Raw genomic sequence first — 18300 nt, 5'->3', positions numbered from 1 at the left:
CTGCGGTTTTTCCGGGCCCGCACCAGGGTGGTTGCAGGCCTTATTTGCCGGCAAACCGGGTGGCAAAAGCCGCCCCGTGGTCGGTGGACAGGGCCTCGCGGCAGTGGTGCGGCAGCACGAAGCCGCGGCCTGCATCCTCCACCGCCCTGGTGCGTATCACGGGCGGTTGGGCCCGCACGCCGCCAAAAATGGTGGCAAACGCCACGTCGGCCGCGTCGCGCCCGGTGCCAAAGCGGATCAGCCCCATGGGGATGGCGGTGCCCGAGGGGTCGAACAGGTACCAGCGGTCGCCCAGGTAGGCCTCCACGTAGGCGTGGAAATCGGGCGGCCCCAGGTTCGGGTCGGCGCCGTAGTCCGTGCCGGTGGTAAAGCGCGCCGGGATGTTCACTGCACGGCACAGCGAGATCATCAGGTGGGCGAAGTCGCGGCACACGCCGACCTTCTCCACCAGGGTGTCGACGGCCGAGGTGTTGGAGTTGGAGGTGTTGGACGTGAAGGCCACGTGCTTTTGCACCCAGTCGCGGATGGCCTGCACCCGGCTGTGACCCTGCCACAGGGCACCGAACTCGCTGAGCGCCAGGCGCAGCAAGCGGTCGGACTGGCAATAGCGGCTGGGGTAGATGTAGCCCATGACCTCCTGCGGCAGGCGCCGAACCGGCACTTCGGCCAGTTGCGAGGGATCGGTGCAGTGGTGGCTGATGTCCACCGTGGCCGAGTAGGCCACGCTCAGCGGCCCGGGCTCGCCGTGCAGGCGCAGGTAGCGGTTGCCGGTGGCGGGGTCGGTATGGATCTGCTGCGGCACGTCCTGGTTGATGACCAGGCGCTCGTTGCTGATCGCCTGGCTCGGTGTATGGGCCGCGTGGATGTTGAACACGAAGTCGGCGCCGTACTGGTCGATCTCGTAGTTCAGCTCGATCTCCAGCTCCAGCCGCACCTTGGTATGGGCCATGAACGGGGCGGCCGTGGCAGGCAGGGGGGCGGCTGATGCCGGGTGCAGGGAGACGCCCGGCTGTGGCTGCTGAGGCGGGTTGCCGGCTTCGCCATTGGCGGCAACGAACGGCAGGCGGGCTGCCAGGGGATTGAAAGGGGTTGCGATGGAGGACGCTTGCGCGAGCATGGTGGGGTCTCTCTGGAAGGGCTCGCGGCCTGCCACACCGGCATACCGCAGCACCACTGTCAGAGTAGGCGCCTGCCAGGGGTTTGTATGTAGGCAGACCGCCTGTCACCCCTGCAACCGGCGCTTACGCGCGGTGGGCAACAGGCGATCAGTCCACCCCGAAGGCCTCGCGCAGGGCGCCGCAAAAGGCGCTGCCACCGCTGATGGACAGGGTGACGGTGGTGCGCGCCGGGGCCGGTGTGCCCGCATGCACCGCAATGGTGCCGCTGGCGCTGTCGAATGCCAGCGCCAGCGGCGTTGCCACTTCCTGCACGGCAGAGAGGTCGTAGTCCCATTCACCGCCCTCGTCCGCCGGGCCCTGCGTGCCAGGGAACTGTGCGTGCGCCCATGCCAGCACCTGCGCGACCTCGGCCTGCACGGCCGGCAGCTGCGCCGGGCTGGCGGCTGCCATCGCATCGAAGGTGCCCGTGCCCTCGTAGTCTTCGCTGTAGTCGAAATCCAGATAGTCGAGGGTCATGGCAGGCAAGGGTGGCGGGCGAGAGCGGGCGTGCATTGTCTCAGCAGGGCGGCAGGCCTTCCTAGAATCGGCGTTTTGCCCGTACCGAAAGAAGAGGCCGCTCCATGCCTTCCCCCAGCCTACTCCTGCAGATCGACAGCCTGCGCTTTGCCTACCCCGAAGTCCCGCTGTTCGACGGCCTGTCCGCCCAGGTACCGCCTGGTGCCACCCTGGTGCTGGGGGCCGACAGCAGCGGCAAGACCACGCTCATGCGCCTGCTGGCCGGGGAGCTGGCCGCCGGTGCGGGCGAACTGGTGCTGCAAGGCGTTTCCCTGCAGGCGGCGCCGGCCGCCTACCGCGCCCTGGTCTTCTGGGGCGACCCGCGCTCCGGGGCGCTGGACGAGCAGGGGGTGCAGGACTGGCTGGCCGCGCTGCCCGCCCGCTACCCGCGCTTCGATGCGGTCGCACTGGCCCGGCACATCGAGGGCTTCGACCTGCAGGAGCACCTGGCCAAGCGCTTTCTGATGCTGTCCACCGGCACCCGGCGCAAGGTGTGGACGGCTGGAGCCCTGGCCTCGGGTGCCGCGCTCACGCTGATCGACGAGCCCGTGGCAGGGCTGGACAAGCCCTCCATCCAGTACCTGCAGCAGGCGCTGGCGGCCCTGGCGGAGCAGCCGGACCGGGCCATCGTGGTCGCGCACTACGACGCGCTGGCGGGCGTGCCCTGGCAAAGCACCATCGCACTGCCCGACCGGTGAAGCCTGGGCGCTGACACGGGCATGCCAGCGGCCATGCCCGGCCAGGGCCGCCCGCCCGCGTGGCGGCGCGCACTACTGCCGTCGTGCAGCGCAGCCCAGTGCCTTGTGGAGCGCATCCACATAGGCCTTCATCGTCGTGCCGCTGCCGTCTGCCAACTCGTCCGGCAGCACGACCAGGAACTCGTCTTCGAGATGCATGGTGAGGCCGGGCAGGCGCTGGTCGCTGGCGCCCAGGTCTTCCACCAAGCGCAGGCTGGGTTGCAGGCGGGTCTTCGGGATCTTGAGGATGCGGACGATCGCCTGTTCGATGGCCGGGGCGGCTTGGTCGCATTTCGCCGTGTTGTGGGCGCCGGCGCCTTGGGCAAAAGCCGGGGCGTGCAGAAGGCCGATGGCGCAGCAGAGCAAAACGGGCGCCAGCCAGGTGGGGGCGGCGGTGCGAAGCGTTGGCACGGGAAATGGCATGGCTAGTCGGCGGGCAGGGCAGGGCAAGGATGGCTGGCTGGTAGGGTCGCGCCGGGCGCTGCGCGCAACCGGGGGCGGCCCCGAAAAGACCGCGGCAAGATCGTACACGCCATGGCCACCCCCGCTCGCCGGCCCGGCTGCCCTGCCGCAGCGCCCCGTCCGTCCACGATCGTTTCGGTCCCCGCAAACGCGTGGTTCATTCCACAATGCAGAAAGCTGCTCGGCAAACCCTTCTGGCAAATACCAGCGCCCTGCAGCACCGCATGCAAAGCCCTAAACTGGTGGGCTGGGCCGCGTCGGTGGCCTTTTTTTGGATATCCCTTCCCATGGACGCCCTGCTTTTCGCCCCCGTTGCCGTGGCCATCGCGCTGACGCCCGGCCCCAACAACTTCTGTGGTCTCAACAACGGCATCCGTGCCGGCGTGGGCGCGGCCCTGGTGGGCACCATCGGGCGGGCTGCGGCGTTTGCGATCTTTCTCACCGTGTCGGCCGTGGGGCTGGGGGCCATGCTGCTGGCGTCGGAAGCCGCCTTCACCGCCGTGAAGTGGGTGGGGGCCTGCTACTTGTTCTGGCTGGGCTGGCGTGCCTGGCGCAGCCGCGAGTTCAATGGCCTGGAGGTGGCCGATGGCGCCGAGGTGGCGGCCACCGGTGCTGTGCCGGTGCGCCTATGGTCGCTGGTCACGCAGGAATTCCTTTTGGGCATCACCAACCCCAAGGCCATCATCCTGTTCGCGGCCATCTTTCCGCAGTTCATCGACCCGGCCCAGCCTGCAGCGCACCAGTTCCTGGTGCTGGGCAGCGTGTACCTGGCGGCCGAGTTCGTGGCCACGGCGGTGTATGCGGCCGGTGGGCGGCAGATCCGCCGCTTCATCCGCACTTCGCGCGGCGTGGTGCGCCTGAACAAGGCCACGGGCGGCTTCTTCATGGGCGCGGGCGGCCTGCTGCTGGCCACCAACCGCTGAAATGAAACACCCCCTGAGTCGCTTCGCGCCTTCCCCCTCTCTCGACTCGCTGTGCGAGTCGGGAGGGGGACGCCCCCGGTGCGGCGGGGCGGCCCTTGCACGGGGGCGCTGGCCTTGGCCGCGCCAGTTTCGTGCGATGCGGGTGGCGCGCAGCACCATGGGTGACTGAATTGCGTTTCGGCCTTGAAAACGCGGTAAACCGAGGGTAAAGGCAGGGTAAATCCTTTTGTCCGGGCGCCAGAGCGTCTTGGCGGGTGGCTACCATAGCCACGATTCCATTTGTAACGCCCACCATGCCTTCCCTTCGTCTCCCGTCCGTGCCTTCGCGGCCTCTCTTGTGCCAACAGGGGCGTGCCCTGTGGTGGATCGTGCTGCTGGTGGTGATTGCCGCCGCTGCGGGCGGGGGCTGGTGGTGGAAGCAGCGCCAGGCGGCGCCGGCCCAGGCCGATGCGCCTGCGGGGCGCGGCGGCCCGGGCGGTCCCGGGGGCCGGGGGCCGGCACGCTTCAGTGCAGGCGGGCAGACGCAGCCGGTGTCGGTCGGCGTGGTGCGGCGCCAGGACGTGCGCGTGCAGGTCAATGCCATCGGCACCATGAGCGCACGCGCCACGGCCGTGGTGCGCGCCAAGGTCAGTGGCGAGCTGACCAGCCTGCGCTTCAAGGAGGGCGAGGAGGTCAAGGCTGGCCAGTTGCTGGCCGAGATCGACCCCCGCAGCTACCAGGCATCGCTGAGCCAGGTGCAGGGCAACCTCGCGCGCGACCAGGCCCTGCTCAAGAACGCGCAGCTCGACCTCAAGCGCTACCAGGACCTGCTGGCCAAGGACTCGATCGCCAGCCAGCAGGTGGACACCCAGGCCGCCCAGGTTCGCCAGCTCGAAGGCACGGTGGCCGCCGACCAGGCCCAGGTGGACGCCGCCAAACTGCAGCTGAGCTACACCCGCATCACCGCGCCCATCGCCGGGCGACTGGGCCTGCGCCAGGCCGACCGGGGCAACGTGGTCGGCCCCTCGGACGCCAACGGCATCGTCACCATCAACCTGGTGCGTCCCATCGACGCGGTGTTCTCCGTGCCTGAGGCGCACCTGGCGCAGATCAACCAGCGCCTGGGCGAGGGCGCCGAGTTGCCCGTGGAACTGTGGGACCGCGAGCAAAAGCGCCGCCTGGGCCGCGGCAAGGTGGGCGCGCTGGACAACGCCATCGACGCCACCACCGGCACCATCAAGGTCAAGGCCACCTTCGGCAATGAGGATGGCACGCTGTTCCCGAACCAGTTCGTCAACGTCCGCCTGCAGGTCAACCTGCTGCAGGACGCGCTGACCGTGCCGGGCACGGCCATCCAGAACAACTACGTCTACCTGGTGCAGCCCGATGGCACGGTGACGCAGCGGCGCATCCGCGTGGGCGTGGCCGACGGCGACCGCGTTGCGGTGGAGGGCGAACTCAAGGACGGCGACCAGGTGGTGGTCGACGGCATCGACCGCCTGCGCGAAGGCGCCAAGGTGGCGGTGATCGATTCGGGCGCCGCCGCGCGTGCCGATGAGGCCGCGCAGGATTCCGGCGCCCGCCGCGCCGCGATGATGCGCAACCTGACCCCCGAAGAGCGCGACAAGCTCGCCAAGATGACGCAGGAAGAGCGCCGTGCCTTCTTCCGCAGCAAGCGCAACCAGCCCGGCGCGGCTGGGCCTGCAGGGGCCGCTAGCGGGACGGTGGGTGGCGAGCCCACTACCACGGCTCCGGTGCCTGCAACATCAGCTGCCTCAAGGCCTGCCGGCGGCCGATCCTCCGGTGCTGCGCCCGATGGTGCGGCGCGCGCGGCCCCCGGTTCCGGTGTGGAATCGGGCGGCGCCCGGCGCGCCGAAGGCGGTGAGCCCGACGGCGAGCGCCGCCCCGGCATGTCGCCCGAGGTGCGGGCCCTGCTCGAGAAAATGAGCCCCGAGGAGCGCCAGAAGCTGCAGGCCATGGCGCCCGACGAGCGCCGTGCCTTCATCCGCGGCAAGATGCAGGCGGCCGGGATTGCGGCCCCTGGCGCAGCGGCCTCGCGCTGACGCGGTCCCGACCACCCTGAAGCGGGCACCGCCCCCATGAACCTTTCGCGCATCTTCATCCTGCGCCCCATCGCCACCTCGCTGCTGATGGTGGCGCTGCTGATCGCAGGCCTGCTGGCCTACCGGCTGCTGCCCATCTCGGCCCTGCCCGAGGTGGACTACCCCACCATCCAGGTCACTACGCTGTACCCGGGCGCCAGCCCCGACGTGATGACCTCCAACGTCACCGCGCCGCTGGAGCGCCAGTTCGGCCAGATGCCGGGCCTCGCACAGATGTCCTCCACCAGCTCGGGCGGGGCCTCGGTCATCACCCTGCGCTTTGCACTCGACATGGCCATGGACGTGGCCGAGCAGCAGGTGCAGGCGGCCATCAACGCCGGCAGCAACCTGCTGCCCAACGACCTGCCGATGCCGCCGATCTACAGCAAGGTGAACCCGGCGGACGCACCCATCCTCACGTTGGCCATCACCTCGCCCTCGCTGCCGGTGATCCGCGTCAACGACCTGGTGGAAAACCGCCTGGCGCCCAAGCTCTCGCAGGTCAAGGGTGTGGGCCTGGTGGCCATTGCGGGCGGGCGCCGGCCGGCCGTGCGCATCCAGGTCAACCCGGTGGCGCTGGCGGCCGTGGGCATGACGCTCGAAGACGTGCGCAGCATGATCGCCGCGTCCAACGTCAAGCAGGCCAAGGGTGGCTTCGACGGCCCGGCCCGCGCCTCGACCATCGATGCCAACGACCAGTTGCAGTCCGCCGCCGAGTACCAGAACCTGGTGATCGCGCTGCGCAATGGGGTGCCCGTGCGCCTGCGCGACGTGGCCACCACGGTGGACGATGCCGAGAACACCCGCCTGGCCGCCTGGGCCGGCACGCCCGACACCGGCGCGCGCGCCGGCGTGATCCTCAACATCCGCCGCCAGCCCGGCGCCAATGTGATCGAGACAGTGGACCGCATCAAGGCCCTGCTGCCCCAGCTGCAGAGCACGCTGCCGGCCTCGCTGGACGTGCAGATCCTGACCGACCGCACGGTGACCATCCGCTCCTCGGTCAAGGACATGCAGGTCGAGCTGGCCCTGGCCATCGGCCTGGTGGTGGCGGTGATCTTCGTCTTTTTGCGCAGTGCCTCGGCCACGCTCATCCCCAGCGTGGCGGTGCCGCTGTCGCTGGTGGGCACCTTCGGCATCATGTACCTGGCGGGGTTCTCGATCAATAACCTCACCTTGATGGCGCTGACCATCTCCACCGGCTTCGTGGTGGACGATGCCATCGTGATGATCGAGAACATCGCGCGCTACGGGGAGGAGGGCGAGCCCCCCCTGCAGGCCGCGCTCAAGGGCGCCAAGCAGATCGGCTTCACCATCATCTCGCTGACCATCTCGCTGATCGCGGTGCTGATCCCGCTGCTCTTCATGGGCGACGTGGTGGGCCGGCTGTTCCACGAGTTCGCGATCACCATGGCCGTGGCCATCCTGATCTCGGCCGTGGTCTCGCTCACGCTGACGCCCATGCTGTGCGCGCGCCTCTTGCGCCACACGCCCGAGGAAAGCCATGGCCGCCTGTACCAGGCCACGGGCCGCTTCTTCGACCGCACCATCGCCCAGTACGGGCGTGCGCTGCAGTGGGTGCTGGGCCACCAGGGGCTCACCTGGGTCGTGTTCATCGCCACGCTGGCGCTCACGGTGCTGCTGTACATGGTGGTGCCCAAGGGCTTCTTCCCGGTGCAGGACACGGGCACGCTGCAGGCCACCACCGAGGCCGACCAGTCGATCTCGTTCGCCGCCATGGCCGAGCGCCAGCAGCAGCTGGCCGAGCGCATCCTGCGCGACCCGGCGGTGAAAAGCGTCTCGTCCTTCATCGGCGTGGACGGCGCCAACACCACGCTCAACACCGGCCGCCTGCTGATCGACCTGAAACCCCATGGCGAGCGCGACAAGGCGTCCGCCGTGGTGCGCCGCCTGGCCGACGACACGGCCGACCTGCCGGGCATCCGCCTGTACGCCCAGCCGGTGCAGGACCTGACCATCGAAGACCGCGTGGCGCGCACACAGTACCAGTTGCTGATCTCCTCGCCCGATTCCGCACAGCTGCAGGCCAGTACCGCCGACCTGGTGCGCCGCATGCGCGGCCTGCCGCAACTGGCCGACGTGGCCAGCGACCTGCAAAGCCAGGGCCTGCAGGCCTTCGTGCAGATCGACCGGGCCCAGGCCAGCCGCCTTGGCGTGACGGTCTCGGGCATCGACACGGCGCTGTACAACGCCTTCGGCCAGCGGCTCATCTCCACCATCTTCACCCAGTCCAACCAGTACCGCGTGGTGCTGGAGGTGGCGCCGCAGTTCAAGGTGGGGCCCGAGGCGCTGAACAACATCTACGTCACCTCCACGGCCGGCAAGCCGGTGGCGCTGTCCACCGTGGCGCGCATCGAGGAGCGGCCCATGGCCCTCGGCGTGAACCACGTGGGCCAGTTGCCCGCGGCCACCATCTCGTTCAACACCGCGCCTGGCGTGGCGCTGGGCGATGCGGTCAAGGCCATCCAGGCCGAGCAGGCGGCCGCCAAGGAGGCAGGGCTGCTGCCGCTGTCGGTGGAGACCAGCTTCCAGGGCGCGGCGCTGGCCTTCCAGGCCTCGCTGTCGAACACCCTGCTGCTGATCCTGGCGGCGGTGGTCACCATGTACATCGTGCTCGGCGTGCTCTACGAGAGCACCATCCACCCGGTCACCATCCTCTCCACCCTGCCCTCGGCCGGCGTGGGCGCGCTGCTGGCGCTGCTGGTGACGGGGCTCGACGTGGACATCATCGCCATCATCGGCATCGTGCTGCTGATCGGCATCGTCAAGAAGAACGCGATCATGATGATCGACTTCGCGCTGGAGGCGCAGCGTGACCAGGGCCTGCCCGCACGCGAGGCCATCTACCAGGCCTGCCTGCTGCGCTTTCGGCCGATCCTGATGACCACGCTGGCGGCGCTGCTGGGCGCCCTGCCGCTGATGCTGGGCACCGGCGTGGGCAGCGAGCTGCGCCATCCGCTGGGCGTGACCATGGTCGGCGGCCTCATCGTGAGCCAGTTGCTCACGCTGTTCACCACTCCGGTGATCTACCTGACCTTCGAGAACGCGGCCGAGCGCTGGCGCGCACGGCGTGCGGCCAAGGCGGCGCAGGCCGAGGAGGCGAGCCATGCGTGACATGGCACGCCGCGCAGCGGGCGGGGAGGCGGTGTGAGCATCTCCACCCCCTTCATCCACCGGCCCATCGCCACCATGCTGCTCACCATCGGCCTGGCGCTGGCGGGGGCGGTGTCGTACTTCCTGCTGCCCGTGGCGCCGCTACCGCAGGTGGATTACCCGACCATCTCGGTCTCGGCCAGCCTGCCCGGGGCCAGCCCCGACACCATTGCCGCCACCGTGGCCACGCCGCTGGAGCGCGCGCTGGGTGCGATCGCGGGGGTCAACGAGATCACCTCGCGCTCCACGCTGGGCAGCACCTCCATCACGCTGCAGTTCGACCTGAGCCGCACGGTGGACAGTGCCGCACGCGACGTGCAGGCGGCCATCAACGCCTCGCGCACGCTGCTGCCCACGGGCATGCCGAGCAACCCGACCTACCGCAAGGTGAACCCGGCCGATTCGCCCATCATGATCCTGGCGCTCACGTCGGACTCGCTCACGCGCGGGCAGATGTACGACGCGGCCTCCACCGTCATGGCGCAAAAGCTCTCGCAGGTCGAGGGCGTGGGCCAGGCCTCCATCAGCGGCGGCGCGCTGCCGGCCGTGCGTGTGCAGCTCGACCCGCTGCGCCTGGCGGCCAACGGCGTCTCGCTGGAGCAGGTGCGCGCGGCCATCACCAGCACCAATGCCAACCGCCCGCTCGGATCGGTGGAGCGCGAAGACCACTACTGGCAGGTGACCGCCAACGACCAGGCCCGCGTGGCGGCCGACTATGCGCCCCTGGTGCTGCGCTGGAAGGACGGCAACGCCATCCGCCTGGCCGATGTGGCCCAGGTCACCGACTCGGTACAGGACGTGCGCAACTTCGGCGTGGCCAATGGCAAGCCGGCCATCCTGCTGCAGGTGTACAAGCAGCCGGGTGCCAACATCCTCGAAGCCGTGGAGCGCGTGCGCGCGCTGCTGCCGGCGCTCAAGGCCTCCATCCCGGCGGCCATCGACATCGAGATCGTCTCAGACCGCACGCCCACGCTGCGCGCCTCGGTCAAGGAGGTGGAGCGCGCCCTGGTGATCGCCGTGGCGCTGGTGATCATGGTGGTGTTTTTGTTCCTGCGCAATGCGCGTGCCACGCTCATCCCCAGCGTGGCAGTGCCGGTGTCGCTGGCCGGCACCTTCGGCATCATGTACCTGGCGGGTTATACGCTCGACAACCTCTCGCTGATGGCGCTCACGGTGGCCACCGGCTTCGTGGTGGACGATGCCATCGTGGTGCTCGAGAACATCATGCGCCACATGGAGCGCGGCAAGACCGCGCTGCAGGCCTCGCTCGACGGGGCGCGTGAGATCGGCTTCACCGTGGTGTCGATGAGCATCTCGCTGATCGCGGTGTTCGTGCCCATCCTGTTCATGGGCGGCATCGTGGGGCGGTTCTTTCGCGAGTTCGCCATCGTCATGTCGGCAGCCATCCTGGTGTCGCTGCTGGTCTCGCTGACCACCACGCCCATGATGTGCGCGGTGCTGCTCAAGCAGCACCGGGTGCCCAAGGCCCCGAGCCAGTCCCGCTGGGCGCGCTTCTCGCGCTGGGTCGACCGGCTGCAGGAGCGCGGCCTGCGCGCCTACCGCCACAGCCTGGCCTGGTGCCTGCGCCACCAGCCGGTGGTGCTGCTGGTGCTGGCCGGCGTGGTGGCGAGCAACGTCTACCTGTACACCGCCATCGACAAGGGCTTCATGCCCGAGCAGGACACGGGCCGCATCTCGGGCTTCATCCGGGCCGACCAGGCCACCTCGTTCCAGGCCATGGAGCAGCGGCTGCAGCGCTTTCTGGCCATCGTGCAGGCCGACCCGGCCGTGGAGCATGTCACGGGCTTCACGGGCGGCTGGCAGCGCAACGCGGCGATGATGTTCATGTCGCTCAAGCGCGGGCCGGGGCAGGAGAGCTCCGAGGCGGTGATCAGCCGCCTGCGCGAGCAGCTCAAGAACGAGCCCGGTGCGCGCCTGTTCATGACGCCCCAGCGCGACATCCGCATCGGCGGGCGGCAGAGCAGCGCCTCGTTCGACTACACGCTGCAGGCCGACGACATCGCCGAGCTGCGCACCTGGGAGCCGCGCATCCGCCAGGCCTTGTCGCAACTGCCCGAGCTGGAGGACGTGAACAGCGACGTGCAGGACTACGGCCTGCAGACCACGCTGGTGATCGACCGCGACGCGGCCTCGCGCATGGGCCTGTCGGTGGCCACCATCGACGCCACGCTCAACGACGCCTTCGGCCAGCGCCAGGTGGGCGTGATCTACAACCCGCTCAACCAGTACCGCGTGGTGATGGAGGCCGCGCCCCAGTATTTGCAGGACCCCGAGACGCTGCGCAGCTTCTTCTTCGTGAACAACCTGGGCCAGCAGATCCCGCTCACGGCCTTTGCACGCATCACGCAGACCAACACGCCGCTGTCGGTCAGCCACGACCGGGGCACGCCGGCCAGCACGGTGAGCTTCAGCCTGGCGCCGGGCGTCTCGCTGTCGCAGGCCACCGACGCGGTGCACAACGCGGTGTCCGAGCTCGGCGTGCCGGTGGGCATCCGCGGCACCTTCGGCGGCACGGCCGGGGCCTTCCAGGACGCGCTGGCCGGCCAGCCCCTGCTGATACTGGCGGCCATCATCACCATCTACCTGGTGCTGGGCATCCTGTACGAGAACCTGGTGCACCCGCTGACCATCCTGTCCACCCTGCCGTCGGCCGGCGTGGGGGCGCTGCTGGCGCTGATGCTGTTCAAGACCGAGTTCTCGCTGATCGCGCTGATCGGGGTGATATTGCTCATAGGCATCGTCAAGAAGAACGCGATCATGATGATCGACTTCGCGCTGGTGCGCCAGCGCGGCGGCCATGTGAGCGCCGCCCAGGCCATCTACCGTGCCTGCAACCTGCGCCTCCGCCCGATCCTCATGACCACCATGGCCGCGATTTTCGGCGCGCTGCCGCTGGCCCTGGGCCGGGCCGATGGTGCCGAGCTGCGCCAGCCCCTGGGCATTGCCATCGTGGGCGGGCTGCTGTTCAGCCAGGTGCTCACGCTGTATACGACGCCCGTGGTCTACGTGGCGCTGGACCGCCTGCGCGCCCGCGTGCTGCGCATGGCGCGCCGCTGGCGCAGGCCGCAGCACCCGGCACAGGGTGCTGCCGTCGCGCTTCAAGGAAACGATTGATGCCTTACCCTACCTCCCATTCCATTCCTGCACGCCTGGCGCTCTCGCTCGCGGTGCTGGCCCTGCTCGGTGCCTGCGCCAGCCAGCCGGCCTACGAGCGCCCGGCCCTGGACATCCCTGCGGCCTACAAGGAAAGCAGCGCTGCCGCCCGGGGCCTGTGGCAACCGGCCCAGCCCGGCGGCGACCAGGCCGTGCCGACCGCCTGGTGGTCGCTGTATGGCGATGCCACGCTCGATGCCCTGCAAACGCAGGCCGCCGCGGGCAACCAGAACATCGCGCAGAGCGTGGCCCGCCTGCGCTCCGCGCAGGCTGCGGTGTCCAGCAGCAGCGCCAGCCTGCTGCCCAGCCTGGGTGCCAGCGCCAGCAGCTCGCGTTCGCGCAGCGGCAGCACGCTGCAGGCCGACGGCAGCAGCAATGCGCGCGTGGGCACCAGCCATTCGCTGGGCCTGAACGCGAGCTGGGAGCTCGACCTGTGGGGCCGCATCTCGGGCACGGTGGATGCAACCCGCGCCAGCGCCCAGGCCAGCGCCGACGACCTGGCCGCCATGCGCCTGTCGGTGCAGGCCACGGTGGCGCAGACCTACTTTGCGCTGCGCGCCGCCGAGGCCCAGGCCCGGCTGCTGCGCGAGACGCTGGACGCCTATGCCCGCAGCTGGGAGCTCACGCGCAACCGCCAGGCCGCCGGCGTGGCATCGCTGGCCGATGTGGCCCAGGCCGAGGCGCAGTACAAGAACACCCAGGTGCAACTGCTCGAATCCGAGACCAACCGCAGCCAGCTCGAACATGCACTCGCCGCCCTGGTGGGCCAGGCGCCCGCGGCCTTCAGCCTGCCGGCCACGGCCGAGCTGCCGGTCCCGCCGCCCGTGCCTGCGCAACTGCCATCGCAACTGCTCGAGCGCCGCCCCGACATCGCCGCCGCCGAGCGCCGCGTGGCCGCCGCCAATGCGCAGATCGGCGTGGCGCGCGCGGCCTTCTTCCCGGCGCTCACGCTGTCGGGCTCGGCCGGCTACCGGGGCTCCGAACTGGGCGACCTGCTGCGCGCACCCAACCTGTTCTGGTCGCTGGGCCCGGCGCTGGCGCTTTCGCTGTTCGACGGCGGCGCGCGCAATGCCGCCGTGGAGTCGGCCCGCGCCAGCAACGACCTGGCCGCCGCGAGCTACCGCCAGACCGTGCTCACGGCCCTGCAGGAGGTGGAGGACAACCTCACGGCCGCCACTGCGCTGGCCCAGGAGCAGCAACTGCAGGCCGAGGCCCTGGCTGCCGCCCAGCGCGCGCTGGACGTGGTGAACAACCAGTACCGCGCGGGCACCGTGGGCTTCCTCAACGTGATCACGGCCCAGGCCTCGGTGCTGTCCTCGCAGCGCAGCCTGATCGACGTGAAGAACCGCCGCCTGGTGGCCGTGAACACGCTGCTCAAGAACGTGGCGGGGAACTGGGAGCCGCTGGGGAAGTAACTGGCGGTGGACCTGCCACCAGTGCCACAGCGAGGCGGATGCTTTCGAGCGATGCCCCGGGCTGCAGTGCGGCTTCCAATGCACTGCTCGCCGAGGCATCGTGCCTGCGCAGCCATTGCAGGGACTTCTTGGGCCCTTCAAACCACAGGCCGCGCAGCACGAAGTAGTCCTCCAGCAGCGAGGTCAGCAGCCAGGCACGGCGGTAGTGCCCTTCGGCATCGCCGCGCTCCATGCGTGCCAGCATCTTCCAGGCCCAGGTGGTGCGTGCGCTGATCTCGTCGGCGGGCAGGGCGGGTGGACCCTGCACGAAGAGAGCGCCCAGCGTCTGCACAAAGGCATCTGCCTCCTGCCCGCGCTGCGCCAGCACCACGCTGCCGCGCAGCTTCAGCCACTCGGGGCCGGGCTGCGACAACGCCGATTCTGGGTAGAGGAATACGTCGAGAAAGGCGCCGTCGATTACACGCGTGTCGCGCACGGTGCGGTCGCGCTGGCCGAAGGCCGCGATGTCGTAGTCGCTGTCCTCGTCCGCACTGCCATCGGCCCGCGATCCGTAGAGCAGCAGCGTGTGGTTGCTGCCATCCCGGGCCAGGTCTTCGCACAGGGCGCGCAGCAAGGGTGTCCAGTGGATGTCCGGTGCGGTCATTCCGTGCTGCCTCCGCGCGACTGTGCGCCCTCGTCGAGCAGCCATGTGCGGAAGGCCGCAAACGCCGGCAGGTCGAGCCGGTCGGGCCGATAGCACAGATAGTGGCCCTGGTCCACGCGCACCGGGCTGCCGCAGGGGCTGAGCAGCGCGCCCTCGGCCATCTCCTTTTGCACCAGCAGGGCGGGTACCAGGCCGATGCCCAGGCCGTTGAGCGCGGCCTGGATCAGGGCCGAGTACTGGGCGAAGCGCGGGCCCGCCAGGGCCTGCACCTCGGGCACGCCGTTCTGCGCGGCCCATTGCCGCCAGGCCGTAGGGGCGCCCTCGTGGTGCAGCAGCGTGTGGCCCAGGATGTCGGTGGGCTGGACGATGCGGTGGCGCCCCTCGACCAGGCTGCGCGCCACGATGAGCACGAACTCGCGCCCCGCGATGTATTCGGACACCACGCCCGGCCAGCCGTCGGGGCCGTAGCGGATGGCGGCGTCCACGCCGGCGGGGATGCCGTCGCTGGGCTCCAGGTGGCGGCTGAAGCTCAGCATCACATGGCGGCTTTGCTGGCTGAAGGCCGGCAGGCGCGGGATCAGCCACTTGGTGAGGAAGGTGGGCACGCTGGCCAGCGTGAGCAGGCCCGCGCCTGCGTCACCCGAGCGTGCTTCGAAGGTGGCCGCCTCGATGGCGCGCAGCCCGCCCGAGATCTTCTGCCAGTACACGCGGCCCTGGGGCGTGAGCTCCACGCCGCGCCCGTTCTTTTGCAGCAGCTGCCGGCCCAGGAAGGTCTCCAGCCCCGCCACCTGCTTGCTGACCGCGCTGGCCGTGATGCACAGCGCGCCCGAAGCCAGGGTGATGCTCTGGTGGCGCGCCACGGCGTCGAAGGCCAGCAGTTCCTGGATGGTGGGGCAGTCGCGTTTCATAGCCGGGGTTGATGAAAGCTGTGTGAAAAACGTTTTCCAATTGCTCAAGTGTCCTCATCCAGGTTTCACCCATCGCGGGGCGGTCTCTCCCTAGAATTTGGCCAGTGCTGCAGCGCGCCCTTCAATGGACGCTAGCGCATCCGGAAAGTATGCCGGTAATTTGGAGATGGGAGACAACAAGGTGATCCGCGGAATTTCCCTGGTCTATGGCCTGTACCTGCTGCTGCCCATCGCACTGCTGCTGGTGGGCAGCGTGGGCGGCAGCTGGACGAATACGCTCCTGCCCAGCGGCGTCACCGGCCAGTGGTACCAGAACCTGTGGCTGGACAGCTCGTTCCGCAAGGCCTTCGTGAGCAGCCTGGTGGTGGCGCTCTCGGCCTGTGCCATCAACACCGTGCTGGCGCTGCCGCTGGCCTGTGCGCTGTACCACAGCGCACGGCGCGGCGGGGGCCTGGCCGCGCGCATCGTGAGCGCCATGCCCGTGGCCGTGCCGGCCATCACCCTGGCCTTCGGCTACATGGTGGTGTTCAACACCGACCTGGCGCCCTGGCTGGGCTCCATGCCGCTGCTCATCGCCGCGCACGCCATCCTCACGCTGCCTTACCTCACCAACACCCTGCTGGCCGACCTGCGCCACCTGGACCTGCACCGGCTGGAGCAGGCCGCGGCCACGCTGGGCGCCTCGGGCTGGCAGCAGTTCACGGGCATCGTGCTGCCCAGCCTGCGCCAGAGCCTGCTCAGTGGCCTGGTGATGGTGGCGGCCATCTCGGTGGGCGAGTTCGGTGTCTCGAACCTGCTCACCAGCTTCCAGAACCGCACCTACCCCGTCGTGCTGCTGCAGGCCTTTTACGGCGCCACGGGCTTTGCCTGCGCTGCCACGGTGGTCCTGCTGGTGCTGGCCGGCGCATCGGCCCTGCTGTCCTCTTCCCTCGTCCAAGCCCGCAAAGACCGCCCATGAGCCTCGTCCTCGACAACGTCAGCTACCACTACCCCGGCAGCACGCATGGCCTGCACGGTGTGTCCCTGGACGTGCGCGCCGGCGAGCTGGTGGCGGTGATCGGGCCCAGCGGCTCGGGCAAGTCCACGCTGCTCAAGCTGGTGTCGGGGCTGGAAACCGGCCATACCGGCCGCATCGTCTTCGGCGGGCAGGACATGTCGGCCATGCCTGTGCACCAGCGCCGCATGGGCATGGTGTTCCAGAGCTATGCGTTGTTCCCCCATCTGTCGGTGCTCGACAACGTGGCCTACGGCCTCAAGCTGCGCAAGGTGGCCATGGCCGAGCGCCACCGGCGCGCGCAGGAGCTGCTCGGCATCGTGGGCCTGGCGGGCTATGCGCAGCGCGGCATCGCCCAGCTCTCGGGCGGGCAGCAGCAGCGCGTGGCGCTCGCGCGGGCCCTGGCCATCGACCCGCTGGCGTTGCTGCTCGACGAGCCGCTCTCGGCCCTGGACGCCAGCGTGCGCGGCCACCTGCGCGACGAGATCCGCGCCATCCAGCAGCGCTTCGGCGCCACCACCTTGCTGGTCACGCATGACCAGGAGGAAGCCCTGGTCATGGCCGACCGGGTGGCCATGCTCAAGGATGGCCGGCTGCTGCAGATCGCCACGCCGCGGGAAATCTACGAGCAGCCCGCAAGCCGCGCAGTCGCCGAATTCGTGGGCCTGTCCACCATCCTGCCCGGCAAGGTCAGCGCGCCGGGCCGGGTGGACCTGGGCTTTGCCGAGCTCATTGCCCACACGGGCGGCCGCGTCGTGGGCACGGCGCTGCACGTGATGGTGCGGCCCGAGCATGTGCGCCCCGACCCTGCACCCGGCAGCGTGAACCGGCTGGAGGGGCGCACCGGTGCCCAGCGCTACCTGGGCGCGCTCACGCGCTACGACTTCGCCGTGCCCGGTGCGAACAAGCCCTTCCTGGCCGAGTCGGCCGTGCCTGCATCCGAGGCGATTGCCATAGCCCCCGAGCACATCCGCCTGCTTGAGCTTTGATTTCCTTCCCGAACCATTCCCACCGAGGAGCCTTCACCATGCAACGCAGACAACTGATCCAGGCCGCCGGCGCACTGCCATTGGCGACGCTCGCGGCCCGCACCGCCTTTGCCTTCGACGGCCCCGAACTCTATGCGGGCGAGAAGGCCTTGTACGCAGAGGCGCAGAAGGAGGGCCTGTGCGTCTCCTTCGACACCGGCCCCGAATGGGCCAACTGGAAGTCGCTGTTCCGCGACTTCAAGAAGCGCTACCCCGAGATTGAGCTGACCTACAACGACATCGGCTCGGCCGCCACGGTGGTCGCGCTCGAAAAGACCAAGCGCCGCCCACAGGCCGACACGGCCTACTACTTCGCGGCATCGGCCGTGGATGCTGCCAAGAAGGACGTGGTCGCGCCCTTCAAGCCCGTCAACTTCGACAAGCTGCCGCCCGTGTTCCGCGAGGCCGAGGGCCGCTGGTTCACCATCCACACCCTGAACATCGCCTTCCTGGTCAACAAGAAGCTGGTGAAGAACGTGCCCACCGGCTGGGCCGATCTGCTCAAACCCGAGTTCAGGAACACCGTGGTCTACCTGGACCCGCGCTCCACCGGCATCGGCCAGGTGCTGGCCTTTGCGGCGGCCTACGCCCACGGCGGCAGTGTGGACAACGTGCAGCCCGGCACCGACTACCTGGGCAGGCTGCATGCCGCCGGCAACGTGCTGCGCGTGGAAGGCACCACGCCCTATGCCAAGTTCTTGAAGGGCGAGATCCCCGTGTGGATCAGCTACGAGAACGACGGCCTCAAGGCCAAGCATGTGGATGGCATGGGCGATGCCGTGGAAGTGGTGATCCCCAAGGAGGCCAGCGTGGCCGCGCCGTATGCCATCAGCCTGGTCAAGAACGGGCCCAACCCCAACGCCGGCAAGCTCTGGCTCAACTTCATCATGAGCGAGGCGGGCCAGTCGCTCTTCGCCCAGGGCTTTGTGCGCCCTGCCGTGCCGGGCACGCCGCTGTCTGCCGACGTGGCCGCCAAGATGCCGGCCGCGCCGCAGATCCGCCCGCTCGACGTGGTCAAGGCCTCCGAGCGCAAGGCCGAGGTGGACCGCCTTTGGGCGCTGGCTGCGCTGGGCAACAAGTAGGCAGGC

At 69.4% G+C, this 18300-nt stretch carries 14 protein-coding genes; 9 read left to right on the top strand and 5 right to left on the bottom strand.

The window, feature by feature from the left end:
* Nucleotides 1–40: 40 nt before the first annotated feature.
* Both AC07PA_RS09635 and AC07PA_RS09630 read right to left on the bottom strand, forming a co-directional pair.
* On the bottom strand, nt 41–949 hold the full coding sequence (locus AC07PA_RS09635) for a transglutaminase-like domain-containing protein (RefSeq protein WP_035203162.1): 909 nt from the start codon (nt 947–949) through the stop codon (nt 41–43).
* Nucleotides 950–1265: 316 nt separating this feature from the next.
* Complete coding sequence (locus AC07PA_RS09630) at nt 1266–1634, bottom strand: hypothetical protein (protein WP_494604909.1); 369 nt, start codon at nt 1632–1634, stop codon at nt 1266–1268.
* A 104-nt stretch (nt 1635–1738) separates the two neighbouring features.
* Here AC07PA_RS09630 and AC07PA_RS09625 point away from each other — a divergent pair, with 104 nt between their 5' ends.
* Nucleotides 1739–2371 carry an ABC transporter ATP-binding protein gene (locus tag AC07PA_RS09625; protein ID WP_494604907.1) on the top strand — a complete coding sequence of 211 codons (633 nt, stop codon included), beginning with the start codon at nt 1739–1741 and terminating at the stop codon, nt 2369–2371.
* Between the two features lie 72 nt (nt 2372–2443).
* Here the strand turns inward: AC07PA_RS09625 and AC07PA_RS09620 are convergent, their stop codons facing one another.
* Nucleotides 2444–2833 (bottom strand): acyl carrier protein, encoded by a 390-nt coding sequence (locus AC07PA_RS09620; RefSeq protein WP_494604905.1) that lies wholly within the window; start codon nt 2831–2833, stop codon nt 2444–2446.
* A 326-nt stretch (nt 2834–3159) separates the two neighbouring features.
* On the opposite strand from AC07PA_RS09620, the gene AC07PA_RS09615 reads away from it, so the two are divergent.
* The 5 genes from AC07PA_RS09615 to AC07PA_RS09595 all read left to right on the top strand — a co-directional run bounded on the left by AC07PA_RS09615 (nt 3160) and on the right by AC07PA_RS09595 (nt 13639).
* Nucleotides 3160–3795 carry a LysE family translocator gene (locus AC07PA_RS09615; protein ID WP_494604903.1) on the top strand — a complete coding sequence of 212 codons (636 nt, stop codon included), beginning with the start codon at nt 3160–3162 and terminating at the stop codon, nt 3793–3795.
* 293 nt (nt 3796–4088) lie between these two features.
* The gene (locus AC07PA_RS09610; RefSeq protein WP_494604901.1) at nt 4089–5837 is read left to right on the top strand and encodes an MdtA/MuxA family multidrug efflux RND transporter periplasmic adaptor subunit; all 1749 of its coding nucleotides are present in this window, start codon (nt 4089–4091) and stop codon (nt 5835–5837) included.
* Nucleotides 5838–5873: 36 nt separating this feature from the next.
* On the top strand, nt 5874–9011 hold the full coding sequence (locus AC07PA_RS09605) for an MdtB/MuxB family multidrug efflux RND transporter permease subunit (RefSeq protein WP_494604899.1): 3138 nt from the start codon (nt 5874–5876) through the stop codon (nt 9009–9011).
* 33 nt (nt 9012–9044) lie between these two features.
* The gene (locus AC07PA_RS09600) at nt 9045–12185 is read left to right on the top strand and encodes an efflux RND transporter permease subunit (RefSeq protein ID WP_494604897.1); all 3141 of its coding nucleotides are present in this window, start codon (nt 9045–9047) and stop codon (nt 12183–12185) included.
* Nucleotides 12185–13639 carry an efflux transporter outer membrane subunit gene (locus AC07PA_RS09595; RefSeq protein WP_494604895.1) on the top strand — a complete coding sequence of 485 codons (1455 nt, stop codon included), beginning with the start codon at nt 12185–12187 and terminating at the stop codon, nt 13637–13639. Before AC07PA_RS09600 ends, AC07PA_RS09595 begins: the two co-directional genes overlap by 1 nt.
* Here the strand turns inward: AC07PA_RS09595 and AC07PA_RS09590 are convergent.
* Nucleotides 13599–14282, bottom strand: a complete 684-nt coding sequence (locus AC07PA_RS09590; protein ID WP_494604893.1) for a nucleotidyltransferase domain-containing protein — start codon at nt 14280–14282, stop codon at nt 13599–13601. The two genes, AC07PA_RS09595 and AC07PA_RS09590, sit on opposite strands and share 41 nt — an antisense overlap.
* On the bottom strand, nt 14279–15190 hold the full coding sequence (locus AC07PA_RS09585) for a LysR substrate-binding domain-containing protein (protein WP_494604891.1): 912 nt from the start codon (nt 15188–15190) through the stop codon (nt 14279–14281). Before AC07PA_RS09585 ends, AC07PA_RS09590 begins: the two co-directional genes overlap by 4 nt.
* Before the next feature lie 166 nt (nt 15191–15356).
* Here AC07PA_RS09585 and AC07PA_RS09580 point away from each other — a divergent pair, with 166 nt between their 5' ends.
* Genes AC07PA_RS09580 through AC07PA_RS09570 form a run of 3 tightly spaced genes read left to right on the top strand, consistent with a single transcriptional unit; the run spans nt 15357 to nt 18294 of the window.
* Nucleotides 15357–16148, top strand: coding sequence for an ABC transporter permease (locus AC07PA_RS09580; protein ID WP_494604889.1), 792 nt, complete (start codon nt 15357–15359; stop codon nt 16146–16148).
* Complete coding sequence (locus tag AC07PA_RS09575; protein WP_494604887.1) at nt 16145–17173, top strand: ABC transporter ATP-binding protein; 1029 nt, start codon at nt 16145–16147, stop codon at nt 17171–17173. Before AC07PA_RS09580 ends, AC07PA_RS09575 begins: the two co-directional genes overlap by 4 nt.
* A gap of 38 nt (nt 17174–17211) precedes the next feature.
* Nucleotides 17212–18294, top strand: coding sequence for an extracellular solute-binding protein (locus tag AC07PA_RS09570; protein ID WP_494604885.1), 1083 nt, complete (start codon nt 17212–17214; stop codon nt 18292–18294).
* The last annotated feature ends 6 nt before the right edge of the window (nt 18295–18300 follow it).

It is taken from the genome of Acidovorax sp. GW821-FHT09B03 (assembly GCF_059418305.1).
This window is presented reverse-complemented; position numbering and strand designations above follow the sequence as displayed.